This window comes from Streptomyces sp. NPDC029159, from assembly GCF_055564055.1.
Genome location: NZ_JBVHWT010000001.1, coordinates 927,487 through 943,622, shown reverse-complemented (window position 1 = coordinate 943,622; position 16,136 = coordinate 927,487). Strand labels below are relative to the sequence as shown.

Annotated in this window: 10 protein-coding genes and 3 tRNA genes; 6 read left to right on the top strand and 7 right to left on the bottom strand. The window is 72.8% G+C overall.

Features of this window, described 5'->3' with window-relative positions; genetic code table 11:
- The first annotated feature begins 407 nt into the window (after positions 1-407).
- Positions 408-3,992 (top strand): DUF7507 domain-containing protein, encoded by a 3,585-nt coding sequence (locus ACZ4U4_RS04215; protein WP_467868884.1) that lies wholly within the window; start codon positions 408-410, stop codon positions 3,990-3,992.
- A 167-nt stretch (positions 3,993-4,159) separates the two neighbouring features.
- Here ACZ4U4_RS04215 and purL read toward each other — a convergent pair whose 3' ends face one another.
- The 3 genes from purL to purS are packed head-to-tail and all read right to left on the bottom strand — an operon-like array spanning position 4,160 to position 7,358.
- On the bottom strand, positions 4,160-6,409 hold the full coding sequence (purL, locus tag ACZ4U4_RS04210) for a phosphoribosylformylglycinamidine synthase subunit PurL (protein ID WP_467868883.1): 2,250 nt from the start codon (positions 6,407-6,409) through the stop codon (positions 4,160-4,162).
- Positions 6,406-7,110, bottom strand: coding sequence for a phosphoribosylformylglycinamidine synthase subunit PurQ (gene purQ, locus ACZ4U4_RS04205; protein ID WP_467868882.1), 705 nt, complete (start codon positions 7,108-7,110; stop codon positions 6,406-6,408). The genes purL and purQ overlap by 4 nt, the downstream gene beginning before the upstream one ends.
- Positions 7,107-7,358: a phosphoribosylformylglycinamidine synthase subunit PurS gene (gene purS, locus ACZ4U4_RS04200; RefSeq protein ID WP_467868881.1), complete on the bottom strand. Its 252-nt coding sequence runs from the start codon at positions 7,356-7,358 to the stop codon at positions 7,107-7,109. Before purS ends, purQ begins: the two co-directional genes overlap by 4 nt.
- A 300-nt stretch (positions 7,359-7,658) precedes the next feature.
- On the opposite strand from purS, the gene ACZ4U4_RS04195 reads away from it, so the two are divergent.
- The 4 genes from ACZ4U4_RS04195 to ACZ4U4_RS04180 all read left to right on the top strand — a co-directional run bounded on the left by ACZ4U4_RS04195 (position 7,659) and on the right by ACZ4U4_RS04180 (position 8,613).
- Positions 7,659-7,979, top strand: a complete 321-nt coding sequence (locus tag ACZ4U4_RS04195; RefSeq protein ID WP_467868880.1) for a histone-like nucleoid-structuring protein Lsr2 — start codon at positions 7,659-7,661, stop codon at positions 7,977-7,979.
- A gap of 118 nt (positions 7,980-8,097) precedes the next feature.
- A tRNA-Gly gene (locus tag ACZ4U4_RS04190) sits at positions 8,098-8,169 on the top strand.
- Positions 8,170-8,258: 89 nt separating this feature from the next.
- Positions 8,259-8,331, top strand: a tRNA-Gly gene (locus ACZ4U4_RS04185).
- A 209-nt stretch (positions 8,332-8,540) separates the two neighbouring features.
- Positions 8,541-8,613 (top strand) — tRNA-Gly (locus ACZ4U4_RS04180).
- A gap of 52 nt (positions 8,614-8,665) precedes the next feature.
- Here ACZ4U4_RS04180 and ACZ4U4_RS04175 read toward each other — a convergent pair.
- Both ACZ4U4_RS04175 and ACZ4U4_RS04170 read right to left on the bottom strand, forming a co-directional pair.
- Positions 8,666-9,565 (bottom strand): phosphoribosylaminoimidazolesuccinocarboxamide synthase, encoded by a 900-nt coding sequence (locus tag ACZ4U4_RS04175; protein ID WP_467868879.1) that lies wholly within the window; start codon positions 9,563-9,565, stop codon positions 8,666-8,668.
- A gap of 81 nt (positions 9,566-9,646) precedes the next feature.
- Complete coding sequence (locus ACZ4U4_RS04170; RefSeq protein WP_467868878.1) at positions 9,647-10,888, bottom strand: MFS transporter; 1,242 nt, start codon at positions 10,886-10,888, stop codon at positions 9,647-9,649.
- Between the two features lie 99 nt (positions 10,889-10,987).
- Here ACZ4U4_RS04170 and ACZ4U4_RS04165 point away from each other — a divergent pair, with 99 nt between their 5' ends.
- Positions 10,988-11,911: a LysR family transcriptional regulator gene (locus ACZ4U4_RS04165; RefSeq protein WP_467868877.1), complete on the top strand. Its 924-nt coding sequence runs from the start codon at positions 10,988-10,990 to the stop codon at positions 11,909-11,911.
- Between the two features lie 73 nt (positions 11,912-11,984).
- Here ACZ4U4_RS04165 and ACZ4U4_RS04160 read toward each other — a convergent pair whose 3' ends face one another.
- Together ACZ4U4_RS04160 and ACZ4U4_RS04155 are read right to left on the bottom strand one after the other, a co-directional pair.
- A complete protein-coding gene (locus ACZ4U4_RS04160) occupies positions 11,985-13,463 on the bottom strand; it encodes a N,N-dimethylformamidase beta subunit family domain-containing protein (RefSeq protein ID WP_467868941.1) in 1,479 nt (492 codons plus the stop codon).
- Positions 13,464-14,002: 539 nt separating this feature from the next.
- Positions 14,003-15,973, bottom strand: coding sequence for a M48 family metalloprotease (locus ACZ4U4_RS04155; protein ID WP_467868876.1), 1,971 nt, complete (start codon positions 15,971-15,973; stop codon positions 14,003-14,005).
- Positions 15,974-16,136: the final 163 nt, after the last annotated feature.

The following is a 16,136-nucleotide window of genomic DNA, read 5'->3' as shown; positions in this document are numbered from 1 at the left end:
TCCGGCACGTACCGGTGAACGGCCGGAAAAAACGTTCTGTGAATCCCGATGTGCCGACGTACCGGGAGGGCCGGTACGGAACGCTATGCCTTCCGCACCGCACGGTGGAGGTCCCGGCGGGCGCGGGCGGCGGCGTGCCGGAGACCCCCGGAAGCCTTGCGGGACGCGGCCTGTGCGGTGCTGCCGCCGCGGCGGGCGGGGCGGTCCGGCGCCGTGGCGGGGCGCCTTCGGTGAACCGGTCTGACAAAAGCGGGCCCGTACCACCATGGGTGTGGATAAAGCAGAGGTAAGTGCGTGTACTGACGCCCGCAAAGCGGAGAAATACCTACGTTCCCCGCATGATGCTGAAACGTAGATATCGGGCATATGGCGAAAGTGGGTGGCACGGCCGGGCGCGGAGATGGGCCATGGCCCTGCTGGGCGTCCTCAGCATGGTGGCCGCGACCCTCGGCATGCCCGCCACCGCCGCCCATGCCCAAGGGGTGGGCGTACCGCTGGTGAACGAGACGTTCACCGGGGCCACGGCGGACCCGGAGTTCGAGGGCTTCGGGGATGCGTGCCTGACCGGCGCGCCTTCGGCCCCCGCCCCCGGCCCGGGGACGCATCCGCTCGGCGGCTGCCCGCCGAACGGGGTCGGGCCCGTACCGCCGGACGACGCCGCGCCGCACGGCTATCTGAGGCTGACCGACGCCGGGCACGACCGGGCCGCGGCGGCGCTCTACAACCACGCCCTCCCCGCCAACCAGGGCCTGGTGACCACGTTCGACCAGTGGCAGTACGGCGGCACCACCAACCCGCCGGCCGACGGCATCTCGTTCTTCCTCATCGACGGGGCGGCCACGCTGGACGCGCCGGGCGCGTTCGGCGGCAGTCTCGGCTACGCGCAGAAGATCCCCGACGACGATCCGACGCAGCCGTTCCTGCCGGGCGTCAACCGCGGCTACCTCGGCGTCGGTCTCGACGTCCTGGGAAACTACTTCGGCGACTGGGAGCACCGGGGCAACGGCTGTACGCAGCGGTCCCCGGCGGGCACCGGCTTCCACGTCCCCGCCCCCGGCCCGAACATGGTCACGCTGCGCGGGCCGGGCCACGGCACCGAGGGCTACTGCTTCCTCGACGCCACCACCAGCAACCACTCCACCAGCGGCCCCTGGCCCTCCACCCTGCCGGGCCAGCTGCACGGGCCGACCACCTCGCTGCCCGCGGGCGTGTCGCCCGCCGAGGCCGAGGCGCTGCTTGAGCCCTCGCGGCGCACCGTGACGGTGGAGGTCTCGCCGTCCCCGAACCCGGTGGTCACCGTCTGGATCGACTTCCACGACGGCCACGGCACCCAGGAGGTGCTCTCCACCCCGGCACCCAACCCGGTGCCGAGCACCTACAAGCTCGGGTTCGCCGGCTCGACCGGGTTCTTCACCGACGTCCATCTGATCCGGAACGTCAGCGTGCGCCCGGCCGCGGCGCTGCCGCAGCTCAACCTCGTCAAGCAGGTCTCCGAGGCCACCGAGGTCCCGACGCCGCTGACGCCGGGGCAGCAGGTGCCGTTCGAGTACGTCGTCACCAACAGCGGGAACGTCACGCTGAACGACATCAACGTGACGGACAACCGCGTCCCCGGCATCACCTGTCCGAGGGATTCCCTGGCCAGCGGCGAGAGCATGACCTGTACCGGCACCTATACCGTCACCGACGCGGACGCCGAGGCCGGGTCGGTGACCAATACCGCCGTCGCCCACGGCACGGGACCCGAAGGGCCGGTGGAATCCCCGCCTGACGAAGTGACGCTACCGGTCCAACGCGGGCCGGGACTGCGGCTGGAGAAGACGACCGACGAGACCCGTGAGTACCGCGTCGGTGACGAGGTCACGTACACCTACAACGTCACCAACACCGGTCCGACCACACTGAGCGACATCCACATCTCCGACGACCACGTCACCGGCATCACCTGCGAGGCCACCTCGCTGGCGCCGAGCGGCGAGCCCGGTGACTCCACCACCTGTACGGGGACGTATACGGTCACCGAGGCGGACGGCCGGGCCGGGTCGGTGACGAATACCGCCGTCGCCCACGGGACGGATCCCGCCGGCAACCCCGTCGAGTCTCCACCGGACCAGGCGGTCATCGCGGTCGCCTCCGACCTCTCGCTGAGCCTGACGAAGAGCGTCGACAACTCGCACCCGTACGAGGTCGGGGACACGGTCACCTACACCTACACGGTCACCAACACCGGGGACGGGACGCTCAGCGACATCACCGTCACCGACGACCGGGCGACCGGGATCACCTGCGAGGCCACCACGCTGGCGCCCGGTGAGAGCACCACCTGCACCGGCACGTACACCGTGACCAGGGCCGATGCCGATCTCGGGAATGTCGCCAATGTGGCCGTCGCCCAGGGGACGGCGTCCGACGGCACGACCGTGGAATCGCCGCCGGGCGAGGCGAGCATCGATGTCGTACCCAACCAGCCGGGTCTGGAGATCCAGAAGGTCGTCGACGCCTCGCACCCGTACCAGGCCGGTGACACCGTCACCTACCGGTACGTCGTCCGGAACTCCGGGAACACCACGATCACCGGCGTCAACGTCGTCGACGACCGGGTCTCCGGGATCACCTGCGCGGCCGACACGCTGGCGCCCGGTGAGAGCACCGAGTGCACCGGGACGTACACCGTGACCGATGCCGACGCGGCGGCCGGGAGCGTAGCCAACACGGCGGTGGCGCACGGGCAGTCCGACGGTACGGCCGTGGAGTCGCCGCCGAGCAGCGCGGTGATCGAGGTGGGACGGAACGAGCCCGCGCTGTCGATCAACAAGACGGTCGACGCCTCGCACCCGTACCGCGTCGGTGACGAGGTGACGTACACCTACAGCGTCACCAACACCGGCAACACCACGATCAGCGGCGTGACCGTCGCCGACGACCGGGTCTCCGGGATCACCTGCGAGGCCACCACGCTGGCGCCCGGTGAGAGCACCACCTGCACCGGGACATACACCGTGACCGCGGCCGACGCGGACGCCGGGAGCATCGCCAACACGGCGGTGGCGCACGGGCAGTCCGACGGCACCGCAGTCACCTCACCGCCGGACAGCGCCCGGATCGACACCGTCGCCGACCGGCCCGGGCTGTCGATCGACAAGACCGTGGACACCTCCCGCACCTACGCGGTGGGTGACCGGATCACCTACACCTACCGGGTCACCAACACCGGTAACACCACGATCAGCGGGGTGAGCGTCGCCGACAACCGGGTCTCCGGGATCACCTGCCTGGCGACCACGCTGGACCCGGGTGCGTCCACCACCTGCACCGGCAGCTACACCGTGACCGCCGCCGACGCGGAAACCGGGCACATCACCAACACGGCGGTGGCGCACGGACAGTCCGACGGCACCACGGTGGAATCGCCGCCGGACAGCGCGGAGGTCCAGGTCGGGCAGAACGAGCCGCGCCTGTCGATCAAGAAGACCGTCGACACCTCCCGCACCTACCGGGTGGGCGACCGGATCACCTACACCTACACCGTCACCAACACCGGGACCACGACGCTGCACGGCGTCGCGGTCGAGGACAACCGGGTCTCCGACGTGACCTGCCGGGCGACCACACTGGCGCCGGGCGAGTCCACCACCTGCACCGGCAGCTACACCGTCACCAAGGAGGACGCGGAGCGCGGCACGATCACCAACACCGCGGTGGCCACCGCCGACGGCGGGGTCCGCTCCGAACCGGCCCAGGCCACCGTCAAGGTCAAGGAGCGGAAGCCCTGCAAGGGCAAGGACTGCCGCCCCTGCCACGGCAAGCACTGTGACAAGCCGTGCAAGGGCAAGGACTGCGACCGTCCGTGCCACGGCAAGCACTGCGACAAGTCCTGCGACGACGACCAGTACAAGGACGACCACGGGGACAGGCACGGGGACGAGCGCTGCGACAAGCCCTGTGAGGAGGACCACTGCGACCAGGAGGTGAAGCAGCCGGCACGGCGGTGACGCCCGCGCAGGGCTGAGCACCGCACCGCACGACAGGGCGCCCGCCGGTCACCGGCGGGCGCCCTCGTCCTTGCCGTACGGAACGGGAACGGCCCCACAGGAACGGCCCGCCGGGAATCCCGGCGGGCCGTTCCGCGGTCATCTCACCGCCGCACAGGGGTGGTCCCTCAGGCGATCAGGCCCGGGATCGTCTCCTCGTGCGCCGTCCGCAGCTCGTCCAGCGCGATGCTGAACTGGCCCTGGACGTCGATCGCGTCGCCGTCGACCACACCGATGCGGGTGGCCGGCAGACCGCGCGCCCCGCACATGTCGGTGAAGCGCAGCTCCTCGCTCCGCGGCACCGAGACGACGGCGCGGCCGGCGGACTCGGAGAAGAGGAAGACGAACGGGTCGACGCCCTCCGGGACGACCAGCCGGGCGCCCTTGCCGCCGCGCAGGCACGACTCGACCAGCGCCTGGATCAGACCGCCGTCGGAGAGGTCGTGCGCCGCGTCGGCCATGCCGTCGCGGGAGGCCGAGATCAAGATCTCCGCCAGCAGCCGCTCACGCTCCAGGTCGACCTGGGGCGGCAGACCGCCGAGGTGGTCGTGGACCACCTGCGACCAGGCCGAACCGCCCAGCTCCTCCTTGGTGTCGCCCAGGAGGTAGATCAGCTGCCCCTCCTCGGCGAACGCCACCGGCGTCCGGCGGTTGACGTCGTCGATGACACCGAGCACCGCGACCACCGGCGTCGGGTGGATCGCCACCTCGCCGGTCTGGTTGTAGAGCGAGACATTGCCGCCGGTCACCGGGGTGCCCAGGGTCTGGCAGGCGTCGGCGAGACCGCGGGTGGCCTCGGCGAACTGCCACATCACCGCCGGGTCCTCGGGCGAACCGAAGTTCAGGCAGTCGGAGACCGCCAGCGGCTTGGCACCCGTCGCCGCGACGTTGCGGTACGCCTCGGCCAGCGCCAGCTGCGCACCCGCGTACGGGTCGAGCTTGGCGAAGCGGCCGTTGCCGTCGGTGGCGAGGGCGACGCCGAGGTTGGTCTCCTCGTCGATGCGGACCATGCCGGAGTCCTCCGGCTGCGCGAGGACGGTGTTGCCCTGTACGAACCGGTCGTACTGGTCGGTGATCCACGCCTTCGACGCCTGGTTCGGCGACGCCACGACCTGGAGGATCTGCGCCCGCAGCTCCTCGGGGCCGGCCGGGCGGGCCAGCTTGTTCGCGTCGTCGGCCTGGAGGGCGTCCTGCCAGTCGGGGCGGGCGTACGGCCGGTGGTAGGTCGGGCCCTCGTGGGCGACCGAGCGCGGCGGGACGTCCACGATCTGCTCGCCGTGCCAGAAGATCTCCAGCCGGGTGCCGTCGGTCACCTCACCGATCACGGTGGCGATGACGTCCCACTTCTCGCAGATCTCCAGGAAGCGGTCGACCTTGTCGGGCTCGACGATCGCGCACATGCGCTCCTGCGACTCGCTCATGAGGATTTCCTCGGGCGAGAGGGAGGAGTCACGCAGCGGAACGGTGTCCAGCTCGACGCGCATACCGCCGGAACCGGCCGACGCCAGCTCGCTGGTGGCGCAGGACAGACCGGCACCGCCGAGGTCCTGGATACCGGCGACCAGCTGCTCCTTGAAGACCTCCAGGGTGCACTCGATGAGCAGCTTCTCCTGGAAGGGGTCACCGACCTGGACGGCCGGGCGCTTCGTCGGCTTGGTGTCGTCGAAGGTCTCGGAGGCGAGCACGGAGACGCCGCCGATGCCGTCGCCGCCGGTGCGGGCGCCGTAGAGGATGACCTTGTTGCCGGCGCCGGACGCCTTCGCCAGGTGGATGTCCTCGTGCTTCATCACACCGATGCAGCCGGCGTTGACCAGCGGGTTGCCTTGGTAGCAGGCGTCGAAGACGACCTCGCCGCCGATGTTGGGCAGGCCCAGGCAGTTGCCGTAGCCGCCGATGCCCGCGACGACGCCCGGCAGGACGCGCTTGGTGTCGGGGTGGTCGGCGGCGCCGAACCGCAGCGGGTCGACGACCGCGACCGGACGGGCGCCCATGGCGAGGATGTCGCGGACGATGCCGCCGACGCCGGTGGCCGCGCCCTGGTACGGCTCGATGTAGCTGGGGTGGTTGTGCGACTCCACCTTGAAGGTGACGGCGTAGCCCTGACCGACGTCGACGACACCGGCGTTCTCCCCGATGCCGACGAGCATCGCGTCGTTCTCGGGGACCTTCTCGCCGAACTGCTTCAGATGGACCTTGCTGCTCTTGTAGGAGCAGTGCTCGGACCACATGACGGAGTACATCGCCAGCTCGGCGCCGGTCGGGCGGCGGTCGAGGATTTCGCGGATGCGCGCGTACTCGTCCTGCTTCAGCCCCAGTTCGGCCCAGGGCTGCTCGGCCTCCGGGGTCTGAGCGGCATGCTTGACCGTGTCCAGCGTCATGCGTTGACCAACTTCTTCAGGATCGAGGTGAAGAACCCGAGGCCGTCGGTGCGGCCCGTGCCGATCAGCGGTTCCACGGCGTGCTCGGGGTGCGGCATGAGGCCGACGACGTTGCCCGCCTCGTTGGTGATGCCGGCGATGTCGCGGAGCGAGCCGTTGGGGTTGCCGTACCCATCAGCGGCTTCGCCGTGGGCGAGGTAGCGGAAGGCGACGCGGCCCTCGGCCTCCAGCATGTCGAGCGTGCGCGCGTCGGCGACGTAGCGGCCGTCGATGTTCTTGAGCGGGACGGAGATCTCCTGGCCGGCGGTGTAATCCGCGGTCCAGGCGGTGTCCGCGTTCTCCACCCGCAGCTTCTGCTCACGGCAGACGAAGTGCAGGCTCTCGTTGCGCAGCATCGCGCCGGGCAGCAGATGCGTCTCGGTGAGCACCTGGAAGCCGTTGCAGATACCGAGGACGGGCATCCCGTCCTTCGCCTGCGCGACGACGGACTCCATCACCGGCGAGAACCGGGAGATCGCCCCGGCCCGCAGGTAGTCGCCGTACGAGAAGCCGCCGGGCAGCACCACGGCGTCGACCTGCTTGAGGTCCTTGTCCCGGTGCCACAGCGGCACCGCCTCGGCACCGGCGACCCGGACGGCACGCTGGGTGTCGCGGTCGTCGAGCGTCCCGGGGAACGTCACGACTCCGATGCGTGCAGTCATGATCCGGCCTCGACGCGGACGGTGTAGTCCTCGATGACGGTGTTGGCGAGGAAGGTCTCGGCCATCTCGCGGATACGGGCGAGGGCGGCGTCGTCGACCGGGCCCTCCACCTCAAGTTCGAAACGCTTGCCCTGACGGACGTCGGCGATCCCCTCGAATCCCAGGCGTGGCAGTGCGCGCTGCACCGCCTGCCCCTGCGGGTCGAGGATCTCCGGCTTGAGCATGACGTCGACTACGACGCGTGCCACTGGCACTCCCGGTGGTGTGGTGCGTAAGGCGGTTCCCTCACACTACCGTGTGCGAAATTCTACGCGCATAGACAAGTGATCGTCCCCTCACGGTGCGGTATCGGCCCGACGTGCACACCGGGGAAAATCCTCGAAAAGATCGACGCTCCGGATTGCGACATGACACGCTGAAGAAATTAACTGGGCTTCACAATGCATTGCCCACCGCTGTACAAATGAAAAAGCATTGATTCCTGACAACAGGATCCGAAGCAACACCCCACGTCAACACGGGGTTGCTGCACGAAAGGACCGATATCCGTGGCGCAGCGCGTAGTGGTAACGCTCTCCGACGACATCGACGGAGGAGAAGCCGCAGAGACGGTCGCCTTCGGATTGGACGGGAAGTCGTACGAGATCGACCTCAATCCCGCCAATGCGAAGAAACTGCGCGACGCCCTGGAGCCGTTCGTCGAGGCCGGCCGTAAGCGGGCCAGGTCGGGCAAGACCTATCACCGCACCGCGGTGACGCCCGACCCGGCGGCGGTCCGCGCCTGGGCCCGCTCGCACCAGATGGAGGTGCCGCCGCGCGGCCGCATCCCCAAGAAGGTCTACGAGGCGTTCAGCGCGGCCAACCACTGAGCCGCGCGCGGCCCGCCGGGGCCCGCGCGGAGCCGACTTGCACGGCACCCCTGTTGATCAGCTAGAGTCTGGAGCACGCCGAGGGGCGAGGCCGCAGGGCCAGGCCCCGAGGAGTCATGCGGGTGTAGCTCAGTAGTAGAGCGCCCTCTTTCCAAGAGGGAGGCGCAGTGTGCAATCCCTGTCACCCGCTCTGACAGTTCTCGGTCTTTGGACTCAAGCAGTCTTTTCGATCAGGTAGAGTAGCTGTCGCGCCGCTCGGTGAAAGCCGGGTGGATGCCTGCGGACGTAGCTCAGTTGGTAGAGCGCAACCTTGCCAAGGTTGAGGTCGCGAGTTCGAGCCTCGTCGTCCGCTCAGCAAAAGGCCCCGGCCGGTGGAAACACCAGCCGGGGCCTTTGTCATGCGCCGCCCGCCCCTTGTGGAGATGTGGCGGCGGACACAGAAAAGTGGCGGCCGGGCGGTGCGGGTCGCGGCGTGGTTCGCGCGGCCGCATTCATTGGCTATAGTGGTCCCCGCACCGCGCGGTGGAGGCCGGAAACGGCCGCCGGATTCGCCCGGAGCATGCGGACGTAGCTCAGTTGGTAGAGCGCAACCTTGCCAAGGTTGAGGTCGCGAGTTCGAGCCTCGTCGTCCGCTCAGCAAAAGGCCCCGGCCGGTGGAAACACCAGCCGGGGCCTTTGTCATGGGCTCACGCCCAGGCCAGGCCGGTCAGCCGCTCGTACGCCTCGATGTACTTGGCGCGGGTGGCGTCGACGACGTCCTGCGGGAGGCCGGGGGGCGGGAGTTCGCCGTGGCGGTCCCAGCCGGACGCCGGGGACGTCAGATGGTCGCGGACGAACTGCTTGTCGAAGGAGGGCTGGGCGCGGCCCGGCTGCCAGAGGTCGGCGGGCCAGAAGCGCGACGAGTCGGGCGTCAGGACCTCGTCGGCCAGGACCAGTTCGCCGTCCTTGAAGCCGAACTCGAACTTGGTGTCGGCGAGGATGATGCCGCGGCCGCGGGCGATGTCGCGGGCGCGGCCGTAGATGTCGAGGGTGGCGCGGCGCAGCCGGGCGGCTGTCTCCGCGCCGACCTGGCGGGCGACCTCCTCGTACGAGACGTTCTCGTCGTGGTCGCCGACGGCCGCCTTGGTGGCCGGGGTGAAGATCGGGGCGGGGAGTTCGGAGCCGTCGACGAGGCCCTCGGGGAGCGCCAGGCCGCAGACGGTGCGGGACTCCCGGTACTCGGCGAGGCCGGAGCCGGTGAGGTAGCCGCGGGCGACGCACTCGACGGGGGCCATCTCCAGGGAGCTGCAGACGAGGGTGCGGCCCGCCCAGTCGGCGGGGGCGCCGGGCGGCAGCTCCGTGGAGAGCACATGGTGCGGGACGAGGTCGGCGAGCTGGTCGAACCACCACAGGGAGAGCTGGGTGAGGACGCGGCCCTTGTCCGGGATCTCGGTGGGCAGCACCCAGTCGTACACGGAGATGCGGTCACTGGCGACCATGATCAGTTCGCCGTCGGCGTTCTGGTAGAGGTCACGCACCTTGCCGGTGTGAAGGTGGGTGAGGCCGGGCACCTGCAAGGGCTCGGGCTTTTCTACAAAACCGGACACGCTGCCTCCGCGTAGGTTGGTCCAGGAGTCCTGGCGATTCTCCCGTACGCGGCACAAGCGTGGCGGGGCGGGGCCGACCGGTCAGGTGCGGGCGGCGCCTCGGACGAGGGCGGCGAGCGTCAGCAGGGCGAGGACCGCGCCGCCGGTCAGGACCGCCGACGGCGACCAGGCGCCGGTGAGCAGGGTGACCACGTACGGGGCGCAGAAGCCCAGGTAGCACAGGGCCCAGAAGCGGGCGGTGCGGCGGGCCAGCCGGTGCGGCGGGGTGAGCGCGGCGACCTCGGTGAGGCCGTACGCGACACAGAGGCCGTAGCCGCCGCCGAGGAGGACCGCGGCGAGCAGGCCCAGCGCCGGGTCGGTGCGGGCCACCGCGAGGGCGCCGAGCAGCAGACCGGCGGCGATCGCGCCGAGGCCGGAGAACGCGGTGGCCATGCGGTGGCGGGCGGCGAGGCGGCGGGCGAGCGGGGCGACGAGGATGCCGGTGCCGGGGGTGACGGCGGTGGCGAGGCCCGCGTAGACGGTGCGCCAGCCGTCGAGGTGGGTGTCGACCAGCCCCGGGAGGGTCGCGAAGGCGATGGTCGGGGCGGCGAAGACCCAGGGCGCCATGGGGGCGACGAGGCGGCGGAAGGTCGCGGTGGACGGGGCGGGCGCGGGCTCGGCGGACGGCGCGGGCGTACCGGCCGGGCGGTGGGCCGCGGCGGTCTCCGGGGTGCGGGCCGCGCCGAGGGCGGCGGCGGTGGCGAGGACGAGGTGCGGGAGGTAGGCGAGCACCATCGGGTGCGGCGCCCACTCGGCGATGCAGGCGGCGGCGAGGCCGCCGGAGGCGAACCCGGCGGAGAGGAAGAGGCCGGAGCGGCGGGCGGCGGCGCCGGGGCTGGGGGCGGTGCCGTACGGGGCGGCGGACAGCTCCTTGATCCAGACGCTGCCGGCGGTGAGCAGGGTCCCGGCGCCGAGCCCGGTGAGGAAGCGGCCGGGCCACAGCAGCCAGGCGGCGGACGGGCCGGCCATCAGCAGGCAGGTGGCCAGCACGGAGACGGCGAGCGCGGCGAAGGTGACCGGGCGGCGCCCGCGGCGGTCGGCGGCCGGTCCGGCGAGCAGCAGGCCGGGGATCAGGCCGAGGACGTAGACCGCGAAGAGGCCGGTGGTGGTGGCGTCGGTCAGGCCCAGGTCGGAGCGGTAGGCGCCGAGGAGGGCGGAGAACTGGTTGGCGCTCCAGCCGGACGCGGTCATCAGCCAGCCGGCGCGCAGCCAGTGGCGGGACCCGGCGGCCGGGGGCGCCGGGGCGGCTGCGGGCGCGTCGGTCCGGAGAGAAGGCGTCGTCATACCGGCCGTTCTACGGGAGGCCGCGGGGTCGGCGCCGCCGCCGTTCAGAAATCGTGAATGCGTACGAGCCGACGGGGGCATCGGCCGTATCGTGGCGCCATGGATCTGCGGCGGCTGTCTTCTTTTCTGGCGGTGGTCGAGGAGGGCCACTTCGGCCGGGCCGCGGCCCGGCTGTTCCTGTCACCGGCCGCGGTGACCGGCCACGTCCAACAGCTGGAGCGGGAGTTCGGGGCCCGGCTGCTGGAGCGCGGCCGGGGCACGGTGGTGCCGACGGCGGCGGGGCGGCGGCTGGTGTCGCACGCCCGGACGCTGCTGGCGGCGGTGAACGCGGCGGTCGAGGACGTCTCCGAGGTGGCCCTGGACAGCGGTCCGGCCGCGCGGGGGCTGCGCGTCGGGGTGATGGGCCACGGTTCGGCGGAGGTGACGCCCGCCGCGGTCAACGCCTTCCGGCGGGCGCGGCCCGAGGTGGAGCTGCGGCTGGTCCAGCTGAACTTCACGGAGCACTGCAGCGCGCTGCGCGAGGGCCGGGTGGACGTCGCGTTCGTCCGCCCGGCCATCGAGGCCGAGGACATCGAGGTGGACGTGCTGACCACGGAGCGGCGGATCGTCGCGGTGTCGGCGGGTTCGGTGTACGCGGATGCGCGGCGGGAGGGTCTGCGCGTCGCCGATGTGCTGGATCTGCCGTATCTGCGGCTGCCGTCCCACACGCCGCGGCCGTTCACGGACTACCTCTACTTCGACGCGGGCGAGCGGCGGGCGCCGGACTGTGCGCTGACCCCGCAGGACGTGCTGACCAGCGTGGCCGCCGGGCGCGGGGCGGGCTCCGGGCTGGCGTCGTTCGCGCGGTACTACCCGTGGCCGGGGGCGGTGTACGTACCGGTGCTGGACGCGGCGCCCGCGCACAGCGTGCTGGCGACGCGGTCCGGCGACCCCCATCCCGAGGTGCGGATCTTCCGGGCGCTGACGGTGGCGCTGGCCCGCGAGATGGCGCCGTTCGCGGAGCGGGGGCCGGAGGTGGGGTGAGCCCCGGCTGCGGCCGGGGGCTCGCCACGGGGCGGGCGCCACGCGGGGGCCGCTCGCCGGTGCCGCCCCGGTGTCAGTCGCGTTTGCAGATGCGGTCCAGGAGGTTGGCCGTGGCGCGTTGGATACGGGGGTCGACGTGGCCGGGGCGGTCCAGCGCCGGTGACCAGGCGAAGGTGCCGGAGGCGAAGACCAGGGCGCCGGAGGGGGCGCGGTAGAGCGAGGTCTCCTGGTGGCGGCGGTGGCCCTCGGAGTCGCGGTACGGGGAGTGGGCGAGCAGCACCCGATCGGTGTGCTCGGGGAGGCTGGTGCGCGGGAAGTAGCGGTCGGCCTCGCCCGCGACCAGGCCCGGGAGGGCGTCGCCCTCGCCGGCGCCGGTGGCCTCCCACAGCCAGTGGGCGCCGTTGCGGACGACGAGCGGCGCGGGCTCCGGCACCCGGCCCGCGTACTGGACGCCCATCAGCCGCTGCTCGGGGTCGCCCACCTCGCGCCAGAGGGCGGGGCGGCCCGGGCCCTGGCGTTTACGGCAGCTGAGCAGCGCATCGGGGCCGGAGGGCGACGGGGAGAGGTCGACCTTCCAGTACATGGTGTTGGCGGAGAGGAAGACCAGCGAGGTGCCCTGGTCGCGGGCGCGCTCGACGGTGCGGCGCATCGGCGCCGTCCAGTACTCGTCGTGGCCGGGGAAGATCAGGCCGCGGTAGCGGGACGGGTCGACGCGTCCGGCGTGCAGATCGCGGGCGTCGGCGTAGGCGAGGTCGTAGCCGTACCGCTCGGCCCAGCGGATGAAGTCGTAGGCGTGGCCGACGTGCAGCGGCAGTCCGGCGCCGGCGTAGGGGCGGTCGAAGGAGACGGTGGTGGCGGCGTCCGGCTCGCCGAGGAGCGCGCCGTCCTCGTCCCAGGCGTGGTAGAGGCTGGCGCCGGTGCGGCCGTCCTCCGGGTAGAGGTTGTACGCCTGCCAGGTGATGTCCGGCAGCAGGAGCAGCAGATCGGCCGGGTGGTCGTCGCGGACGGTGAAGGGGATGTGACTGCGGTAGCCGTCGGCGGTGGTCAGGACGGCGACGTACGCGCCGAGATTCCAGTACGCGGGGACCTGGAGGCGCCAGGAGAGCCACCAGTGGTGGCAGGAGACGGTGCGCTCGGCGGCGAGCGGGGCGGGCTGGACGATGCCGGCGAGCCGCGGACTGGTGGTGATCTTGAAGGCGCCGGCGCCGCCGTAGTGGCCGATGCGGTAGATGTCGATGCTGAACGGCTGCGGCGGATCGACCGAGACCCGGAAGTCGATCGCCTCGCCCGGGGCGACCGCGCCGGTGGTGGCGAACCCCTTGATCTGCCGGTGGACGTCGTCGGCGGTGCGCGGGCCGTTGTGCTTACGGGGCGGCGGGACCCGGGGGTCGCCGTGGGCGGTGGCCTGCTCGACGTACCAGGGCACGAGGTGGCCGGAGTCGAAGTAGTTCTCGCTGCCGCGCAGCCAGGGCAGCGGGCCCTGCCCGAACGGGTCCGTCACCGCGTGGGCGAGGGCGCCCGACTCCCAGCGCCTGATCTGATCCGTCCCCACCATCAGCTCCCCTCCCGCGTCCCCCGTGGGCCGGCCTCGTTCCGTACGCACCGCCGGTCGGACACCTGCGGCGGGCCGGCGTCGCGGGCCGTCCGCACAGAGCCGCTACGGCGTGCGGGAACGGCGCCGCGGAGTTCCTTTCGAACCGACGCGGCCACACCCAGCACATCACATTAAGCACTCAGTTCGTCACCCTTCGTCGCGAATTCAACGGACTTGACGAGAGAAACAACCCGACAGGTATACGGAACGGTGCCTTAGGGGGCGTGGAGGAAAGGGCGTTCGGATAGGGGCGGGCGGCCGAGGAAGGGTGGAGAAGGCCGGACGAGGGCCGCGGGGCCGGTGCCGGGGCGCGGAGTGCCGGGGCGCGGGTGCCGGGTGGGACGCCTGGGACGAGCGGCGGCACCGGGCGGAGGGCGGGTGGCTCCTCGGGTGGGCCGGGCGGCAGCGGCGGGCGGGCCGGGTGTTCGGCGTTCAGGATGCGGGGCTCGGGATTCGGGGAGCGGGCCCGGGGCCCGGGGCGGTCCGGTGCGCGGGAGTCAGGGCAGGCGAACCGGTTTTTCCGGGCGGGCGCCTATGGTCGCGAGCCAGGCGCGGAGGGGGGCGGCGTCACCGTCCTCGACGAGGCTGCGGACCGGGGTGCCGAGGTCGGCGCGGCGGGCGCCGTCGATCAGCAGGGCGGGGCCGTCCAGCCAGTCGAGGCCGGGGGCGGCGCCCGCGGTGTCCACGGCGGCGCAGCAGACCATCGCCGTGACGTGGTCGGCGAGCAGCTCGCGGCCGGTGCGGGGCGGCTGGAGCGGGAAGAGCGGCAGGGCACCGTCGGCGAGGCCGTCCGCGCCGTCCGGATCCGGCAGCTCCGGGAGGACGGGCAGCTCGGCGCTCTCCCCCGCTGCCGGGGAGCCGGCGCCGTCGGCCGCCCCGGGGGGGCCGGAACGGTCCGCCGCCGGGAAGGCGGGCGGGCCCGTCGGCTCCGGGGGCTCGGGGTGACCGGGACCTCCGGCGGCCGCGGTGCGGGCCTCGCGGGCCAGCTCGGCGTCCAGGCGGGCGGCGACGAGGTCGCCGGCCGCGGTGTCGCCGGACAGGTGGTCGATGACCCGCTCCAGCGTCGGGCCCAGGGCCGGGGCGGCGGGCGGCGGGGCCGTCGCGGTGGCCAGGGCGGACGGGGGGCGGACCGGGCCGACGGCGGAGCTGCCGGTCCCGGCCACGGCGGGGCCCGCCACCGGGGCGGCCAGGGGCGCGGCGCCGGGCTCCGCCGTATCCGGGCCCGTACGGGGCGCGGTGGCGTCCGGGGTGCGGGCCGGGCGGTCGTCGGTGCCGGGCGGGGGCGTGGCGGGCAGATCGTCGAGGACGCGGTGGAGGCGGGCGGCCTCCAGGCGCCAGGTGCGGTCGACGACCTCGTCCGGATACTCGCCCCAGCCGACGGGCGACCAGCCGGGACCGGCCGCCGCCGGGCCGCCGTGGAAGAGCCGGGCGGCCAGCAGGGAGGTCGCGCCGTCGATGGTGCCGGGCTCCTCCAGGAGGTCGCAGGCGGGCCGCTCGCCGAGCCGGGCGGTGAAGCCGTCGGCGAGCCGGTCGCGGCGGGAGAGCTCGGTGAGCGCGGAGACCACGCCGGAGTCCAGGTGCGCGGGCCAGCGGCCCAGCCGCCAGGCGGGCAGCGCGACGCGGGTCAGCAGCCGGTCCCACCCCGCGTACGCCAGGCCGACCTGTTCCTGGGCGACGGTCCGCAGGCGGTGGTCGACGTCCTGGGCGCGCTCGGAGGCGGCGGCCGCCACGGCGCGCTCCATGAGCGTGGCGTGGTCGCGGCAGGCCCGCAGCATCAGACGGGCCACCCGGCCGACGAAGCGGAGTGCGGGGGCCCGTACGCCCCGGGCGCGGGCGGCGACGGCGACCGCGGCATCCAGCCCGCGGATGAAGCGGCGGGCCGCGGCTATGTCCGGGTCGGCCGCGGGGCCTGTACCGGCGACGACGGGGGCGAGCAGGGCGCGCAGCTCGCCGACGCGCATCCACCACAGGAACGGGGAGCCGATGACCAGCACCGGGGCCGCCGTCCGCCGGGCGGTGCGGCGGGCGCCGTGGCGCTGCGCGAGCGCGCGGTGCGTGCGGTCCTCCAGCCAGCTGTCGCAGTCCGGGGTGAGGGCGAGGGCGGACGGCGGGGGGACGTCGAGGCGGTCGGCCAGCTCGCGGACCAGGCGGTGCAGGTCGGGGGCGGCCGCCTCGGGGACCGGGACGGAGGGGCTGAGCGCGGGCCTGGCCCCGGCGACGACCGCGCCGACCAGCGCGGCGAGCGCCAGCGCCAGCACCGCGGCGCCGCAGGCGATCAGCCGGGCCAGGCCCCAGCCGGAGCCCGCGGCGGCGTCCGGCGCGCCGAGGTGGCCGGTGGCGCCGCCGACCAGCAGCACCACGGCGACGGCGGCGGGGAGCAGCGCCACGGCGAGCGCCGCGCCGCGGATCCGCAGCACGGCCAGGGCACGGGAGCGCGCCGCGAGGGCGCCTGTTTCCGGACCTGCCATGAGCCTGCACCCCCTGCTGTCCTCGTGGAGACGGACGGAGACATCGGAGAGATCACGCGTATCGAACCGAACTTCGGGAGCGCCCGGCGGCTGCGGTCCGTACGGGCACCGGGCCCGAGCCTTCGCGCGCTTCCCCACCACTGTGGCACCGGCCACTGACATC